Here is a 24,350-nt window from a genome sequence, read left to right as displayed (position 1 = left end):
TTGGCTGATTTTGGGACTGCTGCGCAGTCCAGCGGGAGCAAGCTCCCTCGCCACAATTGATCGCCAGAGCATAGGTTTGCATACCTGACTGGCATCAAGTCAAACCCGCTTCAAATTGGTCCGCGCATGCCTCGAAATAAGGCATGCGCTGAGCACATGGCTTCAATGACAAATTTTCGATTGTTGCGCGTTCTGCGCGACCTCAGGATGAACCGGCCGACTTAGCTACACCCCGTGATCTGCGGGAATTAGAGCTAGATCGATCACCGGGCGCTGGATGCGACCAACCTCATACTTAAAAGAATAAAGGGAGTCCTTAATGGGCGAGCATGATCTGAACAGAAGACAGTTCATCAAGACGGTGGGAGTTGCTTCGGTTGCCGCGGCAGCCATGAGCATGCCGTTTATCCGGGCCAACGCCAGCGACACGCGTTTTCAGGGCAAGACCCTGCGCCTGCTGACCTGGTCCGATGACACCGGCCTTGCGGCACTGCGCAACATCGCCGCGACCTTCGAAGCCAAGTACGGCGCCAAGGTCATCGCCGACCGTACCGGCAGCACCTCGGAAATGGTCGCCAAACTCAAGGCCGGTGGCGATCGCCCGCAATACGACATCATCACCCTGGCCGGCGTCGGCGCTGAAGGCCTGGCGGCCGCCGGTCTGCTGGAAAAACCCGATCTGAACCGCATTCCCAACCTGGTCGACGTGCCGGAGAAATACCGCACCGGCGCCAACGGTCACGGTATCGGTTATCTGCTCTGGTGCAACAGTCTGGTCTACAGCACCCGCACCGTGAAGGAAGCGCCAGACAGCTACGCTGCGCTGTGGGACAAGGACCTGGCGCCAAGCATTTTCCTGCCGCCGCCGAACTGGACCGAGGCCATGGACCTGATCATCATCGCCGCCAAACTGGCCGGTGGTGACGAACACAACATCGAACCGGGCTTCAAGAAACTCGCAGAGCTCAAGGACCGTGTGGTGACTCTGGGTGAAAACCCTAACCAGATCGCCGAATTGTTCCGCACCGGTTCGCTGGATATGGGTGGTCTTTACGCCCCGGCGTTTTTCCCTAAACAGATTCGTGATCCGGCCTATGGTCTGGGCGCCACCTTCGGCATGAAGGAAGGCTTCTACACCGACCTGATGCTCTCGGTAATGCCGAAAAATCGTCCTGGCGATACCGAACTGGCCTACGCCTTTATCAACCATTCTCTGGACCCGCTGGTGCAGGGCAAGATGGCTGAAGATATCTACAACGGCCCGGTCAACGCCAAGGCCATCATCTCCGCCGAAGCGCGCAAGAGCCCGTACATCCTTACTCCGGAGCAGATTTCCGAGAAAGCGATCATGCACGACAACGCATTCCTGGCCACGGTGCATGACCAGTGGATTCGTCGTTACACGGAAATCTTTTCTTCCTGATCGAGTGGCGAACACAGGCCCTTCAACCACTGAAGATCCCCTGTGGGAGCGAGCTTGCTCGCGATAGCGGACTGTCATTCAACATTGATGTCGACTGATAAGCAGTCATCGCGAGCAAGCTCGCTCCCACAGGGGGCCAATCTGTCTGGAAAGACTGTGAACGCTCAGCTGCTTTCCATTGACGAGACCCTTGCTATGGAACACCAACCTCTGACCCATCCGGTAAGTGCCGCACCATCGCGCGCCAATCGGGGTGTCTCACCGACCACACGTGCCTGGCTTTTCCTTACGCCGTCGATGCTGTTTCTCGGCGTACTGATTGCCGCGAGCCTCTTGGTACTGCGCATGAGCGTGGGTACCAAGGGCGCGGAATGGTCCGGCTTCAGCCTGGCCAGCTACGCCCAGTTGCTGGAACCCTATTACCTGAAGTCACTGATGCTGACCTTGCGTCTGGCCCTGATCAGCGCGGTGATCGCGGTGCTGCTGGCGATTCCGGTGGCTTACACCATGTCGCGGCTGACTTCACCTTTTGTACGTCGGATATTTCTCGCTGCGGTGCTGTTGCCGTTGCTGGTCAACCTGTTGCTGCAAAGCTACGGCTGGCTGGTGATTCTCGGGCCTGGCGGGATGCTCAATCAGGCATTGATGGGACTGGGCCTGATCAAGCGCCCGATCATGATGTTGTACAACCAGAACGGCGTGTTGATGGGACTGGTGCAGACCGCGTTCCCCTTGGCAGTGCTGCCGATTGCCAGCGCCATGCGCGGCGTCGCCCGCACCTACGAAGAGGCCGCCGCGACCCTGGGCGCCAGCCGCTTGCAGGTGTTCCGCCAAGTGGTATTGCCAATGAGTCTGCCGGGCATTATCACCGGTGCGACCTTGGTCTTTGCCTACAACGCCAGCAGCTTCGTGGTGCCTTTGTTGCTCGGCGGTCGGCGCGTGCCGATGCTCGCGGTGATGGTCCATGACCAGATCGCACCGCTGATGAACTGGCCGGCCGCATCCGCCGCCGGGGTGGTGTTGATCGTCACCACGCTGGTCATCATGACCTTCTCCGAATACATCACGGGCCGTCGTCGGCGCATGCTGGAGGCTTCGCAATGAGCACGCTAATCAAGAAGCGCCAGTCGCTGCTGCCTGGTGAAACCGGGCGGTTCGCCGGGATCCTGTCAGGCTTCATTCTGCTGCTGGCGGTATTGCCGATCCTGACGATGATCGTCATGTCCTTCAGCGGCGCGTCGAACCTGGACTTCCCGCCCAGCAGCTACAGCCTGCAATGGTACAAAGCCGCCTGGAATACCTTCGTTTCGCCCGACTCAAGCGATGTGCTGAGCTTGGGCCAAGCCATGACCACCAGCCTGATGGTGGCGTGCCTGACCATGGTGTTTGCAACCATTATCGCGGTGCCGGCGGCCTATGCACTGACCCGCTGCGAATTCCGCGGCAAGGCCGTGGCGCTGCAGCTTATGTCTTTGCCCTTGGTGTTCCCGATGGTGGTATTGGGGCTGGCGTTGCTGCTGGTGTTCGACAGCCTGCCGTTCCAGATGAACACCTCGCGGCTGGTGATTGCCCACGTCATTCTGGCGTTGCCGTTCGTGGTGAAAAACTGCACGGCGGCGATGCTCTCCATCGGCAGCGAAGTCGAAGAGGCCGCGCAAATGCTCGGTGCTTCACCGCTGCGGGCAATTGTCGACGTGGTGGTGCCGTTGATGAAGTCGGGGATTCTCGCCGGGATGCTGCTGGCCTTCATCGTCTCGTTCAACGAATTCACCGTGACCTATTTCCTCTACACCATCGATGTAATGACCGTGCCGATCTGGATGTACAGCCGCACCGTGTCGTCGCTCGACCCGACCGTTTTCTCGTTCGCCGTGCTGATCGTGCTTATCGACTTCGTCCTGATCTGGGCGCTGGAGAAGCTGGTTGGTGAAGGTGGCGTTTCGTTCTGATTCTTGAGGTGAAGCATGACTGGTTTAATTCTGGAAAACGTCGAGAAATATTACGGCTCGGCATGTGCGGTAAAGGACGTCAATCTGCATTTGCCCGAGGGCAAACTGGTGTGTTTTCTCGGCCCTTCGGGTTGCGGCAAAACCACCTTGCTGCGGATGATCGCCGGGCTGGAAACCCTGTCTGACGGCGAGATTCGTCTGGACGGTGAAGACATCGGTCATACCCCGGCGCACCTGCGCAACTTCGGCATGGTCTTTCAGTCCCTGGCGTTGTTTCCGCACATGACGGTTGGCGAGAACATTGCCTATCCGCTGAAATTGCGTGGTGTCAGCAAGGCCGATCAGCAGGCGCGGGTGGTGGAGTTGCTGCAACTGATTCAGTTGCAGGAAATGATTGATCGTCCGGTATCGAAGCTCTCCGGCGGGCAACGCCAGCGCGTGGCGATTGCCCGGGCGATTGCCTCGCGTCCGAAAATTCTGCTGCTCGACGAGCCGCTGTCGGCGCTGGACGCCAAGTTGCGCGAATCGATGCAGGTGGAAATTCGCCAATTGCAGCAACGTTTGAATATCACCACCATCATGGTTACCCATGATCAGCGCGAAGCCATGACCATGGCCGATATCGTGGTGGTGTTGGGTGAGCATCGAGTGCAGCAGGTCGGTACGCCGATCGAAATCTATCGGCATCCGGCCAACGAGTTCGTCGCCGACTTTATCGGCTCAGGGAATATTTTCCCGGCGACTGCCTTGGGCAACGGGCAGATAAGCCTGCCGGGCGGCGATGCGCTTCACGTACCGATTTGCAGCAGCATCGTGGTCGGCGAGAAGGTCAAAATGCTGGTGCGTCCTGAGGATCTGCAACTCTCGCAACCCCAGGCGACGGCGGGCAATCGCCTGCTCGGCAAGGTGACCTTCGTTCGGGATATTGGCGCGACGATCGAAACCACGGTCGAGTGTTCCGGGGTTACGTTTACCGCATTGAGTACACCGTGCCAGGGCTTCGGCTTGAGTATCGGCAACCCGGTGTCTGTGACGATCCCGGCCGAGGCGTGCCGGGTGCTGGGGGCCTAGCCGATTGTTGTATATAGGGCTGCTGCGCAGCCCATCGCGAGCAAGCTCGCTCCCACATTTGATCTGAGGTGTCCACCACAAATCCCCCTGTGGGAGCGGGCTTGCCCGCGAAGGCGTCGGGGCAGGCGACACAAGGCCGGTCAGACACTCAACCGCAACCGCGCCAGATCCCGCAACGGCGGTGCGCCAAACAACCGGCTGTACTCACGGCTGAACTGCGACGGGCTTTCATAGCCCACCCGATAGCCCGCCGCCGACGCATCCAGCCCTTCAGCCAGCATCAAGCGCCGCGCCTCTTGCAGGCGCAGTTGCTTCTGATATTGCAGCGGACTCATGGCGGTCATCGCTTTGAAACGATGATGCAGGGTCGATACGCTGAGATTCACTTCCCGCGCCAGATCATCAATGCGCAATGGCTGCTCATAGTTGCCGTTGAGCCATTTGATCGCCTGGCTGATCCGATGGCTCTGGCTGTTGGCGATGGCGATTTCATACAGCCGATGGCCCTGATGACTGCGCAATAGCCGATAAAGAATTTCCCGACGAATCAGCGGCGCGAGCATGGCGATGTCTTTCGGGCTGTCGAGCAACCTCGCCAAACGCAGCACCGCATCGAGCATCGGCTGGTCGAGTCGCTCCACATAGAGGCCGCGCCCGGTGGGCCGGGCAGGCACACCCAAGGGGCCGGCATCGGCGATCAACGCGGTGATTTCTGCCGGGTCGATATCCAGGCGCAAGGCCAGGATCGGCTGCTCTGGCGAAGCATCGACCACCCGTCCACTCAGCGGCATCGAGACCGAAACCACCAGATAATTGAGCGGATCATAGTTGAAGTATTCATCGGCCAGGCGCACTTCCTTGCGCCCTTGGGCGATGATGCACAACGCCGGTTGGGCGAGCACCGGGGCGAACTCGTGGGAGCAGCTGTGCCGCGCCAGGAACAACGAGCCGATGGCCGTCGTGTAGCTGCCGTCTTCACTGGTATTGCGCCGGATGATAGCGCTCAGCTCCACGCGCTGCTTTTCCAGGTCGGCATCCAGCGGGATTTGGGTGTGATCGAGCGACGGCATCGGTTGCATCCTCTGCGAGGCTTTGGGGATGGGCACAGCTTAAATTTGTGCAAGGCAGGGTGGTAGGCAATTCCTGCGTAAAACTTGCCTGATTCTGCCTGGGGTTGAAAATCAGAATAGATACAACAGGTTCGGTGTGGGGAAAGTTGCTTGAAACACGACTGTCAGCGTTGTGCCGTGGATTTCCCGCCGACCTGCACTGCCGGAGTGCTGGCGCAGGATTGTGCAATAAGCCGGCAGGAATCGACTAACGGCCTGTGTGCAGGTCGCTTAATCTTTGATCCTGTCGCAGCCCGTCTCAAGGCTGCTGATTGAGTCATCTTGGGAGAGTCGAATATGTCCACGCAAATTCCCGTTAGTCATATGGCCTTCGTTCGGGCCCGTGCAGGACGCTCGATTGAGTTGGGCGCGCGTTTGAGCAGCCTGATCGAACCTACCCGTCAGGCACCCGGTTGCCTGCACTTTGCCCTGCAGCGTTCATTGTGCGACCCGCAGTTGTGGCTGGTGTCCGGTTTCTGGGTCAACCAGCAGGCCATGAACGCCTATTTCAGCAGCCCGAGCATGGATATCTTCGCCGAGCTGGTGCAGGAACTGGTGGTCAACAGTCTGGACTTTCACACCTTCAGCGACGTCACCGCGGTTCAGGCCCACGGCGAATACGCGCAACGCAACCTGCCTGCGATGCACCAGCTGGCCAGTTGAAGGTTTAGAATGGCCGACTTTCAATTGGCCAGGATCCGCGACATGGCACGTAAAGAGTTTGCGCAGTTCGAAGCAGTTTCCGCTGTTGTACCGGGTGAGGGTGGCTACAGCGCCGCAATCGCCGTCAAGGCCCTGGGTGGTTCAGGTGCCCCGCGTTTTCATAAAGTGCTCGATGACCAGACATTCAAGACCGCCCACGATGCCGATCAGGCTGCCGCGCAAAAGCTCGAGCAGTTGATCGATGTGACCGAAGACGGCGAATTGTCCTGGGAAACTATTTGACCACTCCCGGGCGGAACATCTTGAACAAGGCCTCAGGCCCCAACTGGAAATAATCCGCCGGCCCGCCGCCGCGCAGAATCGGCTCTGCCGCGGCGGTATCGTAGACCCCATCCTTGAGCAGCCACTTGGCGATATGCACGGCGACCACTTCGCCGAGAATCAGCCAGCTGGGCACCCGCTCTTTGTCTGCGCGTTGCAGTTGAATGATCTGCGTGACCTTGCATTCGAAGGACACCGGGCTTTCGGCCACCCGTGGCACCGCGATTATTTTCGAGGCCGCCGGCGTGAGCCCGGCCAGTTCGAACTCGTTGACCTGCGGTGGCACCATGGCGCAACTCTGGTTCATCCGCTCCGCCAGCGGGCGGGTCGCCAGGTTCCAGGCAAATTCGCCAGTCTGTTCGATGTTGTTCAGGCTGTCTTTACGCCCGACGCTGGAAAACCCGATGATCGGCGGAATGTAATTGAACGCGTTGAAAAAGCTGTAGGGCGCCAGGTTCAGGCGGCCTTCGGCATCCTGTGAGGAAATCCAGCCGATTGGGCGCGGGCCGACGATGGCATTGAACGGGTCATGGGGCAGGCCGTGGCCCTGGGCGGGTTCGTAATAGTGGATATCGTCAGGCATGGCGCGGGGTTCCTGAGGTGAGGTTGAAGGGGGAAAGGGCAATAGTGCAGGGCGTTGGGGGTTAATTCCAGTCGAGAGCGGAACAAGTGGGGTCGTGTGGGAGCGTGGCTTGCCCGCGAAGCAAGCACCACGGTCTATCTGAAACTACGCGTTATCGTTCTTCGCGGGCAAGCCCGCCCCCACAAGGATCGGTGCGAACTCATGATTTTCCTTCCCCCCAAAACAACCAAGCCGCGTTCATGGATTAGAACCAGTGCGGTCGAAGCCATCAGCAGCGAGAGTGGCAGAACCAAAAAAGGGACAGTACCTTGCAGGTCTGCCCCTTCTTTTGCTGCCCTGTAGCTTTAGTCAGTCTCGATCCGCGAGTGTTTGCGGGTGTCTTTCATGGTGATGTAGACCAGCAGCGAAACCGCGATGCAGGCGGTGACGTACCAGTAGTAACCGGTTTCCATGCCGATGCTCTTGAACCACAGCGCGATGTATTCAGCGGTGCCGCCGAAGATCGATACGGTCAGGGCATACGGCAGGCCGACGCCCAGGGCGCGGATTTCGGTCGGGAACAGTTCGGCTTTGACCACGGCGTTGATCGAGGTGTAGCCGCTGACGATGATCAGCGCGGCCATGATCAGGAAGAACGCGCCCCACCAGGTCTGGACGGTGTGCAGAGTGGTAAGGATCGGTACGGTGAACAAGGTGCCGAGAATGCCGAAGGCAATCAGGATCGGCCGCCGCCCGACTTTATCCGAAAGCCCGCCAATGATCGGCTGCAGACACATGAACAGGAACAACGTGGCCGCCGAGATGGTGGTGGAGTCGGAAATGCTCATGCCGACGGTGTTCACCAGGTACTTCTGCATGTAGGTGGTGTAGGTGTAGAAGGCCAGGGTGCCGCCCATGGTCAGGCCGACCACTGTCATCAGTTCCTTGGGATGGCGCATCAAGGTGCGCATCGCGCTTTCCTTGGCTTTCACTTTCTTGGTGAACGACTCGGTTTCTTCCATGCCACGACGCAGGTAGAGCGCGACCACGGCACACAGCGCGCCGATGGCGAACGGGATGCGCCAGCCCCAGGCGTACAGCTCTTCGGTGGTCAGGGTCTGTTGCAGCACGATCAGTACTGCCAGGGCGATAAGCTGACCGGAGATCAGCGTGACGTACTGGAAGCTGGAGTAGAAGCCGCGACGTTCCTTGGTTGCCATTTCGCTGAGGTAAGTCGCCGAGGTGCCGTACTCGCCGCCAACCGACAGGCCCTGCAGCAAGCGAGCGAACACCAGCAGGATCGGGGCGCCGATACCGATGGTTTCATAGCCCGGGCTCAGGGCGATCAGCAGTGAGCCGAAGCACATCAGATACACCGAGGCCATCAACGCGGCTTTACGGCCGACGCGGTCGGCGTAGAGACCCATCAGCCAGCCACCGATCGGACGCATCAGGAAGCCCACGGCGAAGATCGCAGCGGTGTTCAGCAGTTGTGCAGTGGTGTCGCCCTTGGGGAAGAACGCTTTGGCGAAGTACAGCGAGAAGGCGGCATAGACGTACCAGTCGTACCACTCGACCATGTTGCCGACCGAACCGCTGAAAATCGATTTGATCCGGCTGGCAGTGGTTCTTTCTTTCGCCGGCGCAACGGCCGATCCAAGAGGCAGGGTATTGGAGTTATCCATAAAGGATCCTTCAAGTAATTGTTTTTGTGGAGCGCGCCGAAACGCAGCCTGACAGGGCTATAGCAGGAGCTGTGCCAGAATGGAGAGGCTTGATTTAGAGGGGTTTCGGGGATTTTGTGAGCGGAAATCCGCTTGTTGGCGGGATGGGCGTGAGCGGAAATCCGCCTATCCGGTACGGATCGGTGAAGGTCATTGCCTGTTCGGGCCCCTTCGCGAGCAAGCTCGCTCCCAGTGTGCCCGGCATGGGCCAAAGCCAGTCACCTGAAAAGTGGTGACCAGAATGAGTGACGAGAACTGTAGCGAAACGCAAGGGGGAAGCCGCGAGGCCAGCCTGAAAGAAGCGTGTAGCAAAGGCGCGACCGCAGGAACACGAACAAGCAGCGAGGCCGGATGCGGGCGATAAGTGTGCTGGGAGCCACGAAATCCAACCGTCACCGAAAGACGCATCAGGTAGAGCTTGGCGGCCCGAGCCGAAGGTTTTGGCACCTTACCCGGGGAGATCTCGCGGGCGTAGCCCGCGAGAAGTCAGCAGATGCCGTAGTAGTGAAGAAGGGTCGTAATGGATCTGGAGCGAAGGGCTGAAGAACAGAAACACTCACCATAGACTACTGCCTACAAAGCGAGAGCCCTTTGAAACCGCACCCGGAAATGCCATGTGGCACGTAGCGGGAAGGCCGTGCGTGGGAAAGTCGGGTGGACCTCGACCAATGCGCGCAAGGAAGGGGCGAGTCAGCAGGCAGACGGAACGGGAATAGAGACGTGTTGAGCGAAACCTGCATGGAAACGATTGTCGAAAAGGAGAATATGCACCGAGCGCTCAAGAAGGTCCGGTCGAACAAAGGGGCGCCAGGGGTCGACGGAATCACTACCGACGAACTCACCGCACACCTTCAAACGCATTGGCCGGCCATCAAGAGCAAGCTTCTGGACGGGACCTATAAACCGGGTCCTGTCAAAGGTCTCAGGATCCCCAAGCCGCAAGGCGGGGAGCGGCTGTTGGGCATTCCGAATACGCAGGATCGCTTGATCCAGCAATCGGTCCAGCAGCACCTGACGCAGCTGTGGGATGCCAAATTTAGCGAACACAGCTACGGTTTCCGGCCAGGCAGGAGCAATCTCGATGCCATACGAGCCGCCAAGGCCTTTGTCCTGGAAGGCAAGACCTGGGTCGTGGATATCGACATCGAAGCCTTCTTCGATCAGGTCAATCACGACAGGTTGATGAGCCTCATATCCAGGGATATCCGTGACAAGCGGCTGATGAGTTACATCGGTCAGACGCTTCGAGCGGATATGCTGTTGGACGGTCAGCGGGTCAAAAGGACGGCCGGAACTCCGCAAGGAGGCCCGCTAAGCCCGCTGCTTGCCAACCTCTATCTGGATGCACTGGACAAAGAGCTGGAAGCCCGAGGGCTGAGCTTTTGTCGCTACGCCGACGACCTGGTGATTTATGTCACCAGCGAACGCAGTGCGGATCGCGTGCTGGGCAGTGTGACGGCTTGGATAGAGAAACACCTCAAGCTCAAAGTGAGTGCCAGCAAGAGTGGAACGGGACGGCCTTGGGATCGCGACTTCCTTGGTTACAACATCGACGAACAAGGGAATGGCCAACTGTCCGGCAAGACCGTGAAGAAATACCGCAAGAAAGTTCGCGAGCTGTGGTCGGCCAGGCAAAGTCTGACGAGCACCGAACTCGTGGCTCAATGGGGACGTTACATCCGGGGGTGGTACGAATACTTCCGCTGGGTGAAGGACGACTTCAAGCGGTTATCGCAATGGACTCGCCGACATATGCGCAAATGTTTCTGGCAGCGCTGGCACAGTCGTGAGGGACGAATGCGCAAACTGCGCGGGCTTGGTATCGCAAGCCGGCAACTCGCGCGAGTAAGCTTCCACGACGGTGCCTGGCGAGCGGCGCGCCACCCGGTGATGCAGCAGGCGATGAGTCTGAACATGATGCGTCGCTGGGGACTGTGGACGCCGCAGGACTTCGCCTCAGCACCTTGCTGAGCTGTTCAACCGCCGGATGCGGAAAACCGCACGTCCGGTGGTGTGGGAGGGGTAACGGGCACAAGCCCGTTGCCTCCACCCAATCATTTGATCTGTGTTGTGCCACAAATTGCTGGCGCACCCTCAGTACACTGTGGGAGCGAGCTTGCTCGCGAAGGGGCCAGGACAGGCAATACAGAATGAGGGCCTGAAAAATCACTCCTCCTTCAAAAACATCTCTCGCGCCAACCCATGCCGCTGCATCTTTTCATTGAAGGTCCGACGCGGCAGTTGCAACTCGGCGAGCACCGCCTTGATATCGCCTTTGTGCCGGGTCAGAGCGGCCCTGAGGCAGTGGGCTTCAAACGCTTCCTGCTGCGCAGCGAGGGACTGGCCGGGTTCGATGCCTTGCGGTTCCGGTTCACCCAGTCCCAGCACCTGACGTTCGGCGACATTGGCCAGTTCGCGGACGTTGCCCGGCCAGTCGTGGCTGAGCAGGCGGCTCAATTGCGGACCGCTGAGCGGCGGGAAACTGCGCCCCAGGCGTTCGGCGGCGCTATGGGCGAAGTGTTCGAACAGCAACGGAATATCTTCGCGACGTTCGCGCAACGGCGGCAGGCGCAATTCGGCAACGTTCAGCCGATAGGCCAGGTCTTCGCGAAAACGCCCGGCGCGGGCTTCATCCAGCAGATCGGGTTTGGTCGCGGCGATGATCCGCAGATCCACCCGGATGCTCTGGTTCGAACCCAGCCGCTCAAGTTTCTGCTCCTGCAACACCCGCAGCAGTTTGACCTGCTGGGCCAGCGGCATGCTTTCGATTTCATCGAGAAACAGCGTGCCACCGTCGGCGTACTCGAGCTTGCCGATGCGCTTGCCCTGAGCGCCGGTGAAGGCGCCGCTTTCATGGCCGAACAGCTCGGCTTCGAACAACTGCTCAGGGATCGCCGCGCAGTTCAGCGCCACAAAAGGCTTGTCGGCGCGCGGGCCGAAATCGTGCAGGCAACGGGCGACCAGCTCTTTGCCGCTGCCGGTTTCGCCACGGATCAGCACGTTGACCGTCAACGCCGCGAGGTCCAGCACCTGCCGACGCAAGGTCTGTAGCCCACGGGAAACCCCCAGCAGGCTGGCGTCGAGTTTGGCGCGGTTGTCGGCCTGCTCATGCAGGGCGCGGTTTTCCAGCACCAGCCGGCGTTTGTCCAGCGCCCGGCGCAGGCTGCCGAGCAGGGTTTCGGGGCTGAAGGGCTTTTCGAGAAAATCGTAGGCGCCATCACGCATCGCCTCGACCGCCATCGGCACGTCGCCATGGCCGGTGAGCAGGATCAGCGGCAGGTCGGCGTCCAGCGCCTGGATCTTGCTCAGCAACTCCAGGCCGCCCATGCCGGGCATGCGCACGTCGCTGAGAATCACCCCGGGGAAATCCCTCGGCAGCTGCGCCAGACACTCTTCGGCGCGGCTGAACAGCTGCACCACAAAGCCCGAGAGGCTTAGCCATTGCTCCACGGCGCTGCGGATACTGGCTTCATCGTCGACCACCATCACCGAGTTCAACATGGGTTACGCCTCCAGAGCGATAGGCAAAGTCAGGGTGAAGATCGCGCCGTTGGCGTGATTGCCGGCACTGAGGCGCCCACCGTGTTCGTGGACGATGGCGTAAGACACCGCCAGCCCGAGACCGAGGCCGTCACCCACCGGTTTGGTGGTGAAAAACGGGTCGAACACATTCGCCAGATTCTCTTGCGCGATACCGCCGCCGCTGTCCGCGACGGTCAGCTGCCACAGTTGCTGATCGGCCTCGATGCGGATCTCCAGACGCTTGAGCGGTTTGTCGCGCATGGCGTCCAGAGCGTTACGCAGCAGGTTGATCAACACCTGTTCCAGACGAATCGCATCGCCACGCACCCACGCCGGACGCGTCAGATGCAGCACGCTGCTGACGTGTTCGTCGCGCATGCGGGCGTCAAGCAGGTGCAAGGATTGATCGACCACCGCCGCCAGGTCCAGCCGCTCGCGCAAACCGCTGGGACTCTTGCGGGCGAAGGTCTTGAGATGGCTGGTGAGGGCGGCCATGCGCGTCAGCATGTCATCCAGCGGGGTGATGGCTTGATAAGCGTCGTCTATCCGGCCGTGATCCAGCAGTAGGCGCAACGTTGCAAGCTGCATGCGTTGGGCGGTCAGCGGCTGGTTGATTTCATGGGCCAGCGCGGCGGACATCTGTCCAAGGGCGGCGAGTTTGGCTGACTGCACCAGACCGTCCTGAGCCGTGCGCAAATCGCGGGTGCGTTCTTCCACCAAATTTTCAAGCTCTTCACGGCTGCGCTGACGCAGGCGGGCCAGGCGCCAGCGCTGGTTGAGAAACAGCAGCAGGAACACCAGCGTCAGCCACAGTCCGGCCGCCGCCAGCCCGGCGTTACGGCTGTCTTCGATGGCGGCTTGTGGGCGACGCAGCAGGTGCAGGGTCCAGCCTTCGGCAGTCAGCGGCAGTGATTCCCACAGATAATCGGCGGTACCGTCCGGACCTTCGACACGGGCCAGGTAACTGTTCTCGTCGAAGTGCCGCACTGCGCGGTATTCGAGTGGGGTCAGCGGTTGCTTGTCGTATTGGCGGGTGGCTTTGAGCTGCGCCCGGTCATTTTCCGACAGTGGCTGCAACAGGCGATACCGCCAGCCAGGCTGATTGGCGATGAACACGATGCCACGGGCATCGCTGACCAGCAGGGTGTCGCTACCTTGGCGCCATTCACGCTCAAGTTCCGGGAACTCCAGTTTCACCACCATGGCGCCGAGGAACTCGCCGCTGTCGTTGGTCACCGCGCTGGACAGAAAATACCCGGGAATCCCACTGGTCACGCCCACCGCATAAAAGCGTCCGGTGCCCTGGCTGCGGGTCTGGCTGAAGTACGGGCGGAAGCCATAGTTGTGGCCGACATAACTGCTCGGTAATCGCCAGTTACTAGCAGCTACAGCCAAGCCCGTACGATCGAGCAGCTCCAGCGTGGACGACTCGGCGGCGCCGTTGATTTTCTCCAGCTTGCGATTCAGTGCGTCCTGTCGCTCGGCGTTCATCGGGCCGTCAAGCGCGGCACTCAGTTCCGGGTCCAGCGCCAGTACGGAGGGCAGGGCGCGATAACGTTCGATCAGGGTGTGCAGGGAATTGGCGTACAGCGCCAGTTGTTCATTGGCGCGAGCGGCGTCGTCCACCAAGGCCTGACGCTCGGCGTGACGCATGGCCAGACCGGCGGCCAGCACGGCGCCGGCGAGAATCAGCAGGGTGTAGAGGGTCAGGCGCAGGGAGCGAGCGGTCACGAACATGCTGGATGAACAGGTGTGATAGGGGTGGGCACCATAACACGTAGCAAATCGCGTCGAAAAAAAACGGCCGGGTTGTTGATGACAACAATCCGGCCGCTTTTTGGATCTGGGGATTTAAGCGCTTACTGCACTTCTACCGCCAGGCTTTCACTGATTTTCTTCTGCCAGATGGCAGGACCGGTGATGTGTACCGACTCGCCCTTGCTGTCGACCGCAACGGTCACAGGCATGTCTTTGACGTCGAACTCGTAGATTGCTTCCATGCCCAGTTCGGCGAAAGCTACCACGCGGGATTTCTTGATGGCTTGCGCCACCAGGTAAGCCGCGCCGCCGACAGCCATCAGGTAAACGGCCTTGTGGTCCTTGATCGCTTCGATAGCGGTCGGGCCGCGCTCGGATTTGCCGATCATGCCCAACAGGCCGGTCTGCTCGAGGATCTGCCGGGTGAACTTGTCCATCCGCGTCGCGGTGGTCGGACCAGCAGGGCCAACCACTTCTTCGCGCACCGGATCGACCGGGCCAACGTAGTAGATGAAGCGGCCCTTGAGGTCTACCGGCAAGGTTTCACCCTTGTTCAGCATCTCGACCATGCGCTTGTGCGCGGCGTCGCGACCGGTGAGCATTTTGCCATTGAGCAGGACGGTTTCGCCCGGCTTCCAGCTCTGCACGTCTTCCGGGGTCAGGGTGTCGAGGTTGACGCGACGAGCCGACGGGCCGGCTTCCCAGACGATTTCCGGGTAGGCGTCCAGCGGTGGTGCTTCCAGCGAGGCCGGGCCGGAACCGTCGAGCACGAAGTGCGCATGACGGGTGGCGGCGCAGTTAGGAATCATGCACACCGGCAGGGATGCGGCGTGAGTCGGGTAATCCATGATCTTCACGTCGAGCACGGTGGTCAGGCCACCCAGGCCCTGGGCGCCGATGCCCAGTTGGTTGACCTTCTCGAACAGCTCCAGACGCATCTCTTCGATACGGTTGGACGGGCCGCGCTTTTTCAGCTCATGGATGTCGATGGATTCCATCAACACTTCCTTGGCCATGACCGCGGCTTTCTCGGCAGTGCCGCCGATGCCGATGCCGAGCATGCCCGGTGGGCACCAGCCAGCGCCCATTTCTGGCACGGTTTTCAGCACCCAGTCAACGATCGAGTCGGACGGGTTGAGCATAGCCATCTTCGACTTGTTCTCGGAACCGCCGCCTTTGGCCGCCACGTCCACTTCCACGGTATTACCCGGGACGATGGAGTAGTGGATCACTGCCGGGGTGTTGTCCTTGGTGTTTTTCCGAGCGCCCGCCGGGTCGGCGAGGATCGAGGCACGCAGGACGTTTTCCGGCAGGTTGTAGGCGCGACGCACGCCTTCGTTGATCATGTCGTCCAGGCCCATGGTCGCGCCATCCCAGCGCACATCCATGCCCACACGGACGAATACGGTGACGATGCCGGTGTCCTGGCAGATCGGGCGGTGGCCAGTGGCACACATCCGCGAGTTGATCAGGATCTGCGCCATGGAGTCGCGGGCTGCCGGCGACTCTTCACGCAGGTAGGCCTCGTGCATCGCCTGGATGAAATCCACTGGATGGTAGTAGGAAATGAACTGCAGGGCGTCGGCAACGCTCTGAATCAGGTCGTCTTGCTTGATCACGGTCATGAGTCGCGCTCCTCTATAAAGACGGGAACATTTAATAAGGTGCCTTCAGTCGGGTGGATCTGGTCACTGAAAACACCTTTTAAGGCACGCCGGGCATGCTGGCGCGACGCTAAAAAGGCGCGGCAGTATAGCGCGCTCAAGGCTTGGGTACACCCGCTGGCAGATAAACGAAGGTCGCATAAACAGATGGCTCTGCGCGGACTAATTCAGCGGGTCAACTTTGTGGCGAGCGAGCTTGCTCGCGCTGGACTGCGAAGCGGTCCTAAAATCTGCTACCGCGGTTTGTCAGGTAGAAAGCATGCGCTGTATTTACGACTGCTGCGCAGCCGAGCGCGAGCAAGCTCGCTCGCCACAGGTTCTGCTCCACCCGGTCAACCAAAAATTGAATAGTCATTTTTGGGCCACGACACTAAAGTGACACGTGGCCTCCAGGGTAGGAAACCCGTTCAGCCCCCTTACGCACGGTGAGTCAAAGATTGACCCATAAAGCCATACAAAGTCTGTTGCTCAAGCGCTTTACCCTGGCGGCGGGCACCTATGGGTTGGCATTGCTGCTGCTTTGGCTGGCCATTCTCAGTGGTCACTATCACGCCTCGATGAGCAGCGCAGTGATTGCCACGGTGCTGGTGGCGCTCAGTCAAGCGGCCTTGCTCGGGGTATTCCTCAGCGGACGTAACCTGAGCTTTGCCGACCCCAGCCTGACCGAGCTGCAAATAGTGCTGGGTCTGGGCTGGCAAACCTGGTTCATCGCCCAGCTCGACATGGCTCGCGGCGCCTTCCTGGTGTTCTACGTGCTGATCCTGTTGTTCGGTCTGTTTCATTTGCCGCGTCGGGCATTCGTGCGCTGTGCGGCACTGGTGTTTTTCAGTTTCGCCGGGATCAATCTCTGGGAAGGTTACCACTTCGAATTGGCTGACCCGGCACTGGCGGCGCTGCAAGTCTGCGTGTTGTTGATCGTTCTGGTGTGGCTGACGCTTTATGCCAGCTACGTCCAGGCTTCCCGTCAGCGCATGCGCCAACGGCGCTTCGCCTTGCAGGCGCACCAGGACACCCTGCGCGGGATGATGCGTCAGCTCGAAGGCCAGGTGGCCACCGACGAACTCACGGGTCTGTTCAACCGCCGGCATTTTCTGCGCCTCGCTACCCGCGAGTTGCACAGCATGGAAGCCGATGTGATCCACGGCCTGGCGCTGATCGATCTCGATCATTTCAAACGAATCAATGATATTCACGGGCATGCGGCGGGTGATCAGGTGCTGCAGGCATTTGCCGCCGTCGCCAGGGCCTGCCTGCGTGACGACGATGTATTGGCCCGTTATGGCGGTGAGGAGTTTGTCGTGTTGTTGCCCGATTGTGATGCCGAGCGCCTGACCTCCTGCTGCGAGCGTCTGCGCATCGCCTTTACCGATGTCGAGTTGGTTGGCCTGAGCGTGCAAGGCCTGAGCCTGTCGGCGGGAATGACCTTGCTTGAGCTGGGCGATGATCTGGATGAGGCCTTGCAGAGCGCGGATCAGGCGCTTTATCGCGCCAAGCGCGATGGCCGCAACCGTTGCGCGGCCGCCTGGGAAAACGTCGATGCCTGAATTACGGGTAGGTGAACGGCAGTGGTCGGTAGCGGTGGGAAGCAACCTGCTCGACGCTTTGAACCAGGCCGGTGTCGCGGTCCCCTACAGCTGCCGCGCCGGCAGTTGCCATGCGTGCCTGGTGCACTGCGTTCAAGGCCGGCCGAGTGACCGCCAACCTGATGCGCTGACGGTAGAGCAACGTCAACGGGGCTGGCGCCTGGCCTGCCAGTGTCAGGTGATCGAGGACTTGCAGGTCGAAATCTTCGACCCGTTGCGCGACGGCTTGCCCGCACAAGTGTTGGGAGCCGACTGGTTGAGCCCCAGTGTACTGCGCCTGCGTTTGCAGCCTGAACGGCCATTGCGCTACCAGGCCGGGCAACATCTGGTGTTGTGGGCGGGCAACGTGGCGCGCCCGTATTCGCTGGCCAGCCTGCCGGAGGAGGACCGCTTTCTCGAGTTCCACCTTGATTGCAGTCAGCGCGGTGAATTCAGCGACGCGGCCCGTCAGCTCAGGATCGGTGACCCTATTCGTCTCGGCGAGCTGCGTGGCGGCGCCTTGCATTACGACCCGGACTGGCAGGCTCGACCGCTCTGGCTACTGGCGGTGGGTACTGGCTTGGGGCCGTTGTTTGGTGTGCTGCGTGAAGCATTGCGTCAGGATCATCAAGGTGTCATTCGGGTCATTCACCTGGCGCATGACCCTGATGAGCATTATCTGACCAAACCCCTGGCAGCATTGGCGGCGAAGTATCCGAACCTGCAGATCGAACTGCTGACAGAGGCCGGGCTGCCAGCGGCCCTGGCGCAACTGCGGCTGGTTTCCCGGCAAACCCTGGCCTTGCTCTGCGGCAGCCCCGACAGCGTCGACGCCTTTGCCCGACGTCTGTACCTGGCGGGGTTGCCGCGCAATCAACTGCTGGCCGATGTGTTCCTGCCCCGTGGTTGAACGCTGAATTTCATTCTCGAGATTCCCCATGACTAACGCCATCACGCTTGAACGCGAGCGCGGGTTACTGACCTTGCGCCTCAATCGCCCGGACAAGAAAAACACCGCGCCATGTACAGCCAGTTGGCCAAGGCCCGCGAGGTGGCGTTGCGCTTTGAGTCGCTGGCGCCTGATGCGGTGCAGATCAGCAAACACCTGATGAAAGCCCCGGACCGCGAGCAATTGCGCAGAGGGATCGAGGAGGAGGGCGTCTTGTTCACCCAGCGACTGCGTTCGCCGGAGGCGCTGGCGGCGTTGACCGGGTTTATCAAGCGGCATTGAAGCTTCGGTGACTGGGCCGGCCTCATCGCGACCAGGTGGCACATCAACAGAATCAGAAAGCAAAAAGCCCCGCCATTCATATGACGAGGCTGTTCGGTTCTCAGCACAGGCGCCAGGTATCAATACCAGGATCCAGACTCAGCCTTGAGTTGAGCCATGATAACGAAGCATACAAGCCTTGTAGCCGGCCAGGCCTTCATTGCGAATGTAGCCGCCAATAGTGATTTTTCCATCCTTCCTTAACGCTATACAGTTAGTCGATATCGTTGTCGCGTCCGGCTGGGTGAATGCCCAGCCTTTGCCGGCGAAGTCGAGATCAAACCTTGCGTCGATCAATCGTGCGACAACGGCGCCTGAACCCTCGGCAGACTGGGCGCCTCCAACGACCACAAGCTTGCCGTCGGGTTGTATCTTGGCGTCGCGCCAAGAGGTTGGAAGACTGTCCACTTGGGTAAGCAAGGGCTTGCCCTCATTGAACTGGATGTTTGGCTTACCGTCAGGCTCGATACTGATCAAGAGACCCTCGTCGGAGTGCGAAGCGCCGATGCCAAGCACTCGCCCATTGCGTTGGTGAATCAACCGGAGCAGGTAGGCGCTCTTCGACATCGGAACCTGGATGAGCACAAACCCTTTACCATCGAATGAAGTGTCAAGGTTGCCATCGACGTTATAGCGGACAAACAGGGGGACACTCGCTGACGATTCATCTACCACAGCGCCGCACGCCATCGGTTTGCCGCCCTCATCCACCATGCAACCGTATATCCGGATATTGGCTGAAGTCACACCGGGGAGAGTGACTTGAACGTAACCTGTTTGATTGAACGTCTCGTCAAGTGAGCCATCACTATTGAATCTGAACATCAGTACTCGGCGTTCAAAAGAGCGCATAACGTAAGTCTGGACGACGAGTATTTTTCCGTCCGCCTGCAGCGTGCTGCTTTCCATGTATTGAAAATCCGCCATCTCGTCAGGCGATGATGGACGATCTCCTGATTCGGTTTCTACAGGTCTGTTTTTGTGAATGATGTAGCCGTTGGTTCCAAACGTGGTGTCTATCGTGCCGTCAGCAAAAAAACGTGCCAGGGACGGTTGGTCAGGGGTGAGACCGGTTAACGCTATGAGCAGGAACCGACCATCATCGAGCGTCAGAATGGATCTGCCGACAGCTCTCGTCTCTCCGGGAAAACTGCCGACGACAAAACCATTACTACCAAAGCCTGGGTCGGGCGTTCCCTCATCGGTCAGGCGGGCAATAATAAAATTCCTGGTCGATTGTCCGGTGGCGTACATCGCATTATCCGGGGCATCAGCGACGCCGTAGATGATTGTGTCACCCGAAACTTGCGCAATCGTCAGGGGAACAATGCCAGTGCCATCAGGCCCGAAACTTTGATCAAGATTGCCGGGTGTATTTGTGGTTAACGGGTCAGTGTGCATATCGAAATTCCTTGAGGATATGGATATTTGGAGACCCATTAATAATCCGGCCGATGCGCCGAGTCTACTGGCATACTTGACAGTTGACTATTTTAGTAATTTGCGTTTTGTTTCGCGATAAGACCCGATCATGCGCAACACCTGTTGGGCCACAAACCAAAAATCCCGCTATTCGTGCGGCGGGACTTTTGGTTTTCAACAGCAGTAGATATTAGTTGTGGTATCGCAATACAACACCCTTCTCATCTGATAAGCCAGTAACAACAATTTTTCCGCTTTGCAAGACTGCGGCAAGAGCACCGGCGGTTTGACTACCTAAGCGCGTTCGCGTCCAGCCAAGCCCGGTATTGAAGTCCGTATCCAGTTTTCCCGTTTTATCAAAACGGGCTACGACGACGTCGAAAATGAACGAGTTCATTTGCTTGTCTATTGCTCCGGTAACGACAAGCTTACCGTCGGTTTGACGAGTAAACGCTTTCCAGAGCGTGCTGCTCTCACCCAGCTGTGTGTTGAGTGGCTGGCCGAAGTTGAAGTCAGAATTCATTTGACCGTTTTCGTCAAGCATCAATAATTGGCCAACGTAGGGGTCATGTACAGAGCCGCCCAGGCTCAAAATACTGCCCTTCTCTAATGTGATAAGCATCTCGACGCGCGCTCCGCCAGGAAGACCATCGTTGTTGCGGATAATCTGAAATCCCCCCGGGCCAAATGTTGTATCGGGTTTTCCATCAGGGCTATAACGAACAAAAAAAGCGTTAAGAGGCGATGTGAGGTCGTATACACCGCCACAGGCTAGGTATCGACCTTCATGGTCGACAGTGACACTTCGAATTTGCGTCTGGGCGTTTTCATACCCCGGGGCGACGACATCGAGATAGCCAAGGTTATTGAACTCGGTGTCCAGAGAACCGTTAGAAAGGAGCCGGAGGATGACTCCGTAGCTTGAGTTGCCTGGCCTGAAAAAATAGTGAGAGAGCAGGATCTTCCCGTCGTCCAGCATGTTGATTGCGCCTCCCGGTAAGGCAGTATTGCCCTCAATGCCGGGTTTGAATGCGTCTGGACGATGCTGGTCGGTAAGAGTGCCAGGTGGCCCGGAAAGCGGGATAACCACTTTACCTCGTCCGTTTTCTCCGAATGTTGTGTCAAAGTTGCCCTGTAAATCAAGCTTGGCCAACGCCGGGAACGGGTCGGTGCCGATGTAGGAACTTCCGATCAGCAACAGCCTTGCATTTTCTACTAGAACAATGTTGCTGGCATTAGATCCTTCATGGTTCAGGTCAAAAAAATCGATTACATAACCCTCGTCACCGAAGTCGGTGATGACGTGGCCTTTTGCGTTTAGAGCGGTGATGAAAAATGTACTAGCTGATTTGATGCGTGCATTTCCACACACATACAGGATGTCATCTGGGCCGCTTACAACCCCAATAACGTTTTAACTCGCTGCTCCAGGTACGTCGATTGATACGACGCCGTTTATCCCGAAGCTAGTATCAATTTTTCCGGGCGTAGTGGTTGTAAGGTCTGGGTGTGAAATGGACATATCGGCTCTCCTTGGTACGTGATTGCATGGATTGAAGATGTCTATTGATACGCCCGGGAGGAAAGAAATGATACTGTCATAAGTGACAGGTGTTATATGACCATTTATATGTTAGTAGCACCGAATACAAAAAAGCCCCGCCATTCACATGGCGGGGCTTTTGCGTTTCAGCGATCCGACACTCAGACCATCTTGTCGCCAACGTGCAGGATTTTCATGCCATTGGTGCCACCAATGGTGTGATAGCTATCACCCTTGGTCAGGATCACCCAGTCGCCTTTCTCGACCACACCGAGTTTGAGCAACTCGTCGATCGCGGCCTGGCTGACTTGTTCAGGCGGCAAGGACGCCGGGTCGAACGGTACGGTGTAGACGCCGCGGAACATGGCCGCGCGGGCTTGGGTTTCGCGGTGCGGGGAGAACGCGTAGATCGGGATGGAAGAGCGGATCCGCGACATGATCAGCGGCGTGTAGCCACTTTCGGTCAAGGAGATGATCGCTTTCACACCCGGGAAGTGGTTGGCGGTGTACATGGCTGCCAAAGCGATGCTCTGGTCGCAGCTTTCGAAGACCTTGCCGATGCGGTGGCTGGAAGTTTTGCTGGTCGGGTGCTTTTCAGCGCCGATGCAAATCCGTGCCATGGCCTGGACCGCTTCGAGCGGGTAAGCGCCGGCGGCACTTTCGGCCGAGAGCATGACCGCGTCGGTGTAGTCGAGCACGGCGTTGGCTACGTCGGACACTTCAGCGCGGGTCGGCATCGGGTTCTGGATCATCGACTCCATCATCTGGGTCGCGACGATCACCGCTTTGTTGTGGCGGCGTGCGTGCAGAATGATCTTCTTCTGAATGCCCACCAGCTCGGCGTCACCGATTTCCACGCCGAGGTCACCACGGGCAACCATCACCGCATCGCTGGCCATGATCAGACCGTCGAGGGTTTCGTCGTCGGCCACGGCTTCGGCGCGCTCGATCTTCGCCACCAGCCAGGCGGTACCGCCGGCTTCGTCGCGCAGTTGGCGGGCGTATTCCATGTCGGCGGCGTCGCGCGGGAAGGATACGGCGAGGTAATCGACTTGCATTTCCGCGGCGAGCTTGATGTCGGCCTTGTCTTTCTCGGTCAGGGCTGGAGCGGTCAGGCCGCCGCCGCGACGGTTGATGCCTTTGTGGTCGGACAGCGGGCCACCGATCAGCACGGTGCAACGCAGTGCATCGGCGGTTGCGGTGTCAACGCGCATGACCACACGGCCATCATCGAGCAGCAGTTCGTCGCCGACGCCGCAATCCTTGACCAGGTCCGGGTAGTCGATACCGACGACTTCCTGGGTGCCTTCGGTCAGCGGATGGCTGGTGGAGAAGGTGAAGGTGTCACCGACTTTCAGCTCGATGCGCTTGTTGGCGAATTTGGCGATACGGATTTTCGGGCCCTGCAGGTCACCCAGCAGCGCAACGAAGCGGCCGTGCTTGGCGGCGATGGAGCGCACCAGCTTGGCACGAGCTTTATGCTCGTCCGGGGTGCCGTGGGAAAAGTTCAGCCGGGCAACGTCCAGGCCAGCCAGAATCAGCTGTTCGAGAACTTCCGGCGAGTTGCTGGCAGGGCCAAGGGTAGCGACGATTTTAGTGCGACGTACGGACATGCAGAGACTCCTGAGTTCAAGCGCAAGCAGAGGCTACTATGGTCCGAAGTTGTAGTCATTGTTCGTTTGCACTACTTATTTGTTTGTTTGTTGAGCTTTCATTAATAGGCATCCTGAAGATTTCCGCCAATGGGTCGATACAGAGCTCAAGACAGGAGAACCCCCATGCGATTCGTGCTCATTGCGGCCCTTGCCCTCAGTGTTGTTGGCTGCACCCGTTGGTCGATGGACCATCATTTGAATAATGCCTACCACGCTTATGATCGTGGTAATTGCGAGCAGGTGATGCTCGAGTTGTCCAAGGTCGACCGCGAAAGTCGCTCTCGGCGCTATGTGCAGCCGGAAGTGTCGATGATGCGCGGGTTATGCCTCGAGCGTCAGAAACTGTTCATCGACGCAGCGCAGACTTACCAGTTTCTCATTACGCAATACCCGTACAGCGAATACGCATTCCGCGCCCGCGCGCGACTGGAGACCTTGCAGTCACTGGGTCATTCCCCAACCCGCAGTGCCACGCAGGTGCGTCCGACCGCCTTCTAATGACGCTGCCATTTTATCGGGCTGACCGTCAGTGTTGAGCTAGTATTCGAATAAGTGGTTTTAGAGAGTGCAACCTAAAACACCACAACACTTGGGAGCGGCAGAGGCAAGCGACAGGGCCAAGGCCACTGGCGCACCGCGACCGGGGAGAGCGTGCCTGCTCGGCAGGCGCGTTCCGAAGCACTGGTGCGGCCATGCTTGATGGCCTTCTATAGCGATATCCAGCATGTTCACAGACCGCCGGATCGAGCGGCATCAACTGCCGTATTTTTTAAGGGTGTTCAATAGCATCACCGACAAGCCGATTGGCTTTTTGGGCAACATTTGCGAAGACGGACTGATGCTGATCAGCCAGTTGCCGATGATGATCGGCGCCGACTTCGAATTGCGGTTGAAGATCCCCGCCAGCGACGGCTGCCAGCAGATCATCGACTTCACCGCCTGTTGCCTGTGGTGCCATGAAGACGCGACCCCCCATCACTACGATGCGGGTTTTGTCGTGCTCCGGGCACCGGCTGAATTTGGACAACTGGTCAGCGCCTTGCGGCAGTATTTCAGTTTTCATCCGTTGCCGGCTTCGGCTTAGATCTTGAGCCTGGCAATCAATTGTGGCGAGGGAGCTTGCTCCCGCTGG

General features: G+C 58.9%; 20 protein-coding genes and 1 pseudogene. 12 read left to right on the top strand and 9 right to left on the bottom strand.

Going from position 1 to position 24,350, the window contains the following annotated elements:
- The first annotated feature begins 319 nt into the window (after positions 1–319).
- The 4 genes from AC3I0A_RS21485 (at position 320) to AC3I0A_RS21470 (ending at position 4,443) form a co-directional block, all read left to right on the top strand.
- The gene (locus AC3I0A_RS21485; RefSeq protein ID WP_489374461.1) at positions 320–1,423 is read left to right on the top strand and encodes an ABC transporter substrate-binding protein; all 1,104 of its coding nucleotides are present in this window, start codon (positions 320–322) and stop codon (positions 1,421–1,423) included.
- Positions 1,424–1,618: 195 nt separating this feature from the next.
- The gene (locus AC3I0A_RS21480) at positions 1,619–2,527 is read left to right on the top strand and encodes an ABC transporter permease (RefSeq protein ID WP_489374459.1); all 909 of its coding nucleotides are present in this window, start codon (positions 1,619–1,621) and stop codon (positions 2,525–2,527) included.
- Positions 2,524–3,372, top strand: a complete 849-nt coding sequence (locus AC3I0A_RS21475) for an ABC transporter permease (protein WP_489374457.1) — start codon at positions 2,524–2,526, stop codon at positions 3,370–3,372. Before AC3I0A_RS21480 ends, AC3I0A_RS21475 begins: the two co-directional genes overlap by 4 nt.
- Before the next feature lie 15 nt (positions 3,373–3,387).
- A complete protein-coding gene (locus tag AC3I0A_RS21470) occupies positions 3,388–4,443 on the top strand; it encodes an ABC transporter ATP-binding protein (protein ID WP_489374455.1) in 1,056 nt (351 codons plus the stop codon).
- Between the two features lie 140 nt (positions 4,444–4,583).
- Here the strand turns inward: AC3I0A_RS21470 and AC3I0A_RS21465 are convergent, their stop codons facing one another.
- Positions 4,584–5,513 carry an AraC family transcriptional regulator gene (locus AC3I0A_RS21465; RefSeq protein WP_489374453.1) on the bottom strand — a complete coding sequence of 310 codons (930 nt, stop codon included), beginning with the start codon at positions 5,511–5,513 and terminating at the stop codon, positions 4,584–4,586.
- A gap of 336 nt (positions 5,514–5,849) precedes the next feature.
- Here AC3I0A_RS21465 and AC3I0A_RS21460 point away from each other — a divergent pair, with 336 nt between their 5' ends.
- Entirely contained in the window at positions 5,850–6,215 is a 366-nt protein-coding gene (locus AC3I0A_RS21460) for a putative quinol monooxygenase (protein ID WP_489374452.1), read from the top strand.
- Between the two features lie 9 nt (positions 6,216–6,224).
- On the top strand, positions 6,225–6,497 hold the full coding sequence (locus AC3I0A_RS21455) for a hypothetical protein (protein WP_489374451.1): 273 nt from the start codon (positions 6,225–6,227) through the stop codon (positions 6,495–6,497).
- Here the strand turns inward: AC3I0A_RS21455 and AC3I0A_RS21450 are convergent.
- Both AC3I0A_RS21450 and AC3I0A_RS21445 read right to left on the bottom strand, forming a co-directional pair.
- Positions 6,490–7,119 carry a flavin reductase family protein gene (locus tag AC3I0A_RS21450; RefSeq protein ID WP_489374449.1) on the bottom strand — a complete coding sequence of 210 codons (630 nt, stop codon included), beginning with the start codon at positions 7,117–7,119 and terminating at the stop codon, positions 6,490–6,492. The genes AC3I0A_RS21455 and AC3I0A_RS21450 overlap by 8 nt on opposite strands.
- A 344-nt stretch (positions 7,120–7,463) precedes the next feature.
- Complete coding sequence (locus tag AC3I0A_RS21445) at positions 7,464–8,783, bottom strand: MFS transporter (RefSeq protein WP_489374447.1); 1,320 nt, start codon at positions 8,781–8,783, stop codon at positions 7,464–7,466.
- 777 nt (positions 8,784–9,560) lie between these two features.
- Here AC3I0A_RS21445 and ltrA point away from each other — a divergent pair.
- Positions 9,561–10,793 carry a group II intron reverse transcriptase/maturase gene (ltrA, locus tag AC3I0A_RS21440; RefSeq protein WP_489372898.1) on the top strand — a complete coding sequence of 411 codons (1,233 nt, stop codon included), beginning with the start codon at positions 9,561–9,563 and terminating at the stop codon, positions 10,791–10,793.
- Between the two features lie 195 nt (positions 10,794–10,988).
- Here the strand turns inward: ltrA and AC3I0A_RS21435 are convergent, their stop codons facing one another.
- The 3 genes from AC3I0A_RS21435 to AC3I0A_RS21425 form a co-directional block, all read right to left on the bottom strand.
- On the bottom strand, positions 10,989–12,323 hold the full coding sequence (locus tag AC3I0A_RS21435; protein ID WP_489374446.1) for a sigma-54-dependent transcriptional regulator: 1,335 nt from the start codon (positions 12,321–12,323) through the stop codon (positions 10,989–10,991).
- A gap of 3 nt (positions 12,324–12,326) precedes the next feature.
- On the bottom strand, positions 12,327–14,081 hold the full coding sequence (locus AC3I0A_RS21430; RefSeq protein ID WP_489374444.1) for a sensor histidine kinase: 1,755 nt from the start codon (positions 14,079–14,081) through the stop codon (positions 12,327–12,329).
- Between the two features lie 122 nt (positions 14,082–14,203).
- Positions 14,204–15,727 (bottom strand): fumarate hydratase, encoded by a 1,524-nt coding sequence (locus AC3I0A_RS21425; protein WP_008156025.1) that lies wholly within the window; start codon positions 15,725–15,727, stop codon positions 14,204–14,206.
- A gap of 476 nt (positions 15,728–16,203) precedes the next feature.
- On the opposite strand from AC3I0A_RS21425, the gene AC3I0A_RS21420 reads away from it, so the two are divergent.
- The 3 genes and pseudogenes from AC3I0A_RS21420 to AC3I0A_RS21410 form a co-directional block, all read left to right on the top strand.
- Complete coding sequence (locus AC3I0A_RS21420) at positions 16,204–17,310, top strand: GGDEF domain-containing protein (RefSeq protein WP_489374442.1); 1,107 nt, start codon at positions 16,204–16,206, stop codon at positions 17,308–17,310.
- A complete protein-coding gene (locus AC3I0A_RS21415; RefSeq protein ID WP_489374440.1) occupies positions 17,303–18,238 on the top strand; it encodes an iron-sulfur-binding ferredoxin reductase in 936 nt (311 codons plus the stop codon). The genes AC3I0A_RS21420 and AC3I0A_RS21415 overlap by 8 nt, the downstream gene beginning before the upstream one ends.
- A gap of 123 nt (positions 18,239–18,361) precedes the next feature.
- Positions 18,362–18,559, top strand: a pseudogene (locus AC3I0A_RS21410) (enoyl-CoA hydratase); the annotation flags it as partial.
- A gap of 138 nt (positions 18,560–18,697) precedes the next feature.
- On the opposite strand, the gene AC3I0A_RS21405 reads toward AC3I0A_RS21410, so the two are convergent.
- From AC3I0A_RS21405 to pyk, 3 genes are all read right to left on the bottom strand, one after another.
- Positions 18,698–19,999 carry an NHL repeat-containing protein gene (locus AC3I0A_RS21405; RefSeq protein ID WP_489374438.1) on the bottom strand — a complete coding sequence of 434 codons (1,302 nt, stop codon included), beginning with the start codon at positions 19,997–19,999 and terminating at the stop codon, positions 18,698–18,700.
- A 211-nt stretch (positions 20,000–20,210) separates the two neighbouring features.
- Positions 20,211–21,392 carry a hypothetical protein gene (locus AC3I0A_RS21400; protein WP_489374436.1) on the bottom strand — a complete coding sequence of 394 codons (1,182 nt, stop codon included), beginning with the start codon at positions 21,390–21,392 and terminating at the stop codon, positions 20,211–20,213.
- Between the two features lie 332 nt (positions 21,393–21,724).
- Positions 21,725–23,176 (bottom strand): pyruvate kinase, encoded by a 1,452-nt coding sequence (gene pyk / locus AC3I0A_RS21395; RefSeq protein WP_489374434.1) that lies wholly within the window; start codon positions 23,174–23,176, stop codon positions 21,725–21,727.
- A gap of 165 nt (positions 23,177–23,341) precedes the next feature.
- On the opposite strand from pyk, the gene AC3I0A_RS21390 reads away from it, so the two are divergent.
- Positions 23,342–23,716 (top strand): tetratricopeptide repeat protein, encoded by a 375-nt coding sequence (locus AC3I0A_RS21390; RefSeq protein WP_489374432.1) that lies wholly within the window; start codon positions 23,342–23,344, stop codon positions 23,714–23,716.
- A 226-nt stretch (positions 23,717–23,942) separates the two neighbouring features.
- Entirely contained in the window at positions 23,943–24,302 is a 360-nt protein-coding gene (locus AC3I0A_RS21385; protein WP_489374430.1) for a PilZ domain-containing protein, read from the top strand.
- Positions 24,303–24,350 lie beyond the last annotated feature (48 nt).

The organism is Pseudomonas sp. KH_024_B2, from assembly GCF_057839965.1.
The sequence above is the reverse complement of the archived record's forward strand: the minus strand, read 5'-3'. Positions and strand labels throughout refer to the sequence as shown.

Bases quoted from the DNA above. Each gene is read 5' to 3' on its own strand.
- ltrA (WP_489372898.1), top strand. From the start codon at position 9,561: ATGGAAACGATTGTCGAAAAGGAGAATATGCACCGAGCGCTCAAGAAG.
- pyk (WP_489374434.1), bottom strand. From the start codon at position 23,176: ATGTCCGTACGTCGCACTAAAATCGTCGCTACCCTTGGCCCTGCCAGC.
- AC3I0A_RS21430 (WP_489374444.1), bottom strand. From the start codon at position 14,081: ATGTTCGTGACCGCTCGCTCCCTGCGCCTGACCCTCTACACCCTGCTG.
- AC3I0A_RS21405 (WP_489374438.1), bottom strand. From the start codon at position 19,999: ATGCACACTGACCCGTTAACCACAAATACACCCGGCAATCTTGATCAA.
- AC3I0A_RS21390 (WP_489374432.1), top strand. From the start codon at position 23,342: ATGCGATTCGTGCTCATTGCGGCCCTTGCCCTCAGTGTTGTTGGCTGC.
- AC3I0A_RS21455 (WP_489374451.1), top strand. From the start codon at position 6,225: ATGGCCGACTTTCAATTGGCCAGGATCCGCGACATGGCACGTAAAGAG.
- AC3I0A_RS21435 (WP_489374446.1), bottom strand. From the start codon at position 12,323: ATGTTGAACTCGGTGATGGTGGTCGACGATGAAGCCAGTATCCGCAGC.
- AC3I0A_RS21485 (WP_489374461.1), top strand. From the start codon at position 320: ATGGGCGAGCATGATCTGAACAGAAGACAGTTCATCAAGACGGTGGGA.
- AC3I0A_RS21415 (WP_489374440.1), top strand. From the start codon at position 17,303: ATGCCTGAATTACGGGTAGGTGAACGGCAGTGGTCGGTAGCGGTGGGA.
- AC3I0A_RS21445 (WP_489374447.1), bottom strand. From the start codon at position 8,783: ATGGATAACTCCAATACCCTGCCTCTTGGATCGGCCGTTGCGCCGGCG.
- AC3I0A_RS21480 (WP_489374459.1), top strand. From the start codon at position 1,619: ATGGAACACCAACCTCTGACCCATCCGGTAAGTGCCGCACCATCGCGC.
- AC3I0A_RS21460 (WP_489374452.1), top strand. From the start codon at position 5,850: ATGTCCACGCAAATTCCCGTTAGTCATATGGCCTTCGTTCGGGCCCGT.
- AC3I0A_RS21425 (WP_008156025.1), bottom strand. From the start codon at position 15,727: ATGACCGTGATCAAGCAAGACGACCTGATTCAGAGCGTTGCCGACGCC.
- AC3I0A_RS21470 (WP_489374455.1), top strand. From the start codon at position 3,388: ATGACTGGTTTAATTCTGGAAAACGTCGAGAAATATTACGGCTCGGCA.
- AC3I0A_RS21465 (WP_489374453.1), bottom strand. From the start codon at position 5,513: ATGCCGTCGCTCGATCACACCCAAATCCCGCTGGATGCCGACCTGGAA.
- AC3I0A_RS21475 (WP_489374457.1), top strand. From the start codon at position 2,524: ATGAGCACGCTAATCAAGAAGCGCCAGTCGCTGCTGCCTGGTGAAACC.
- AC3I0A_RS21385 (WP_489374430.1), top strand. From the start codon at position 23,943: ATGTTCACAGACCGCCGGATCGAGCGGCATCAACTGCCGTATTTTTTA.
- AC3I0A_RS21450 (WP_489374449.1), bottom strand. From the start codon at position 7,119: ATGCCTGACGATATCCACTATTACGAACCCGCCCAGGGCCACGGCCTG.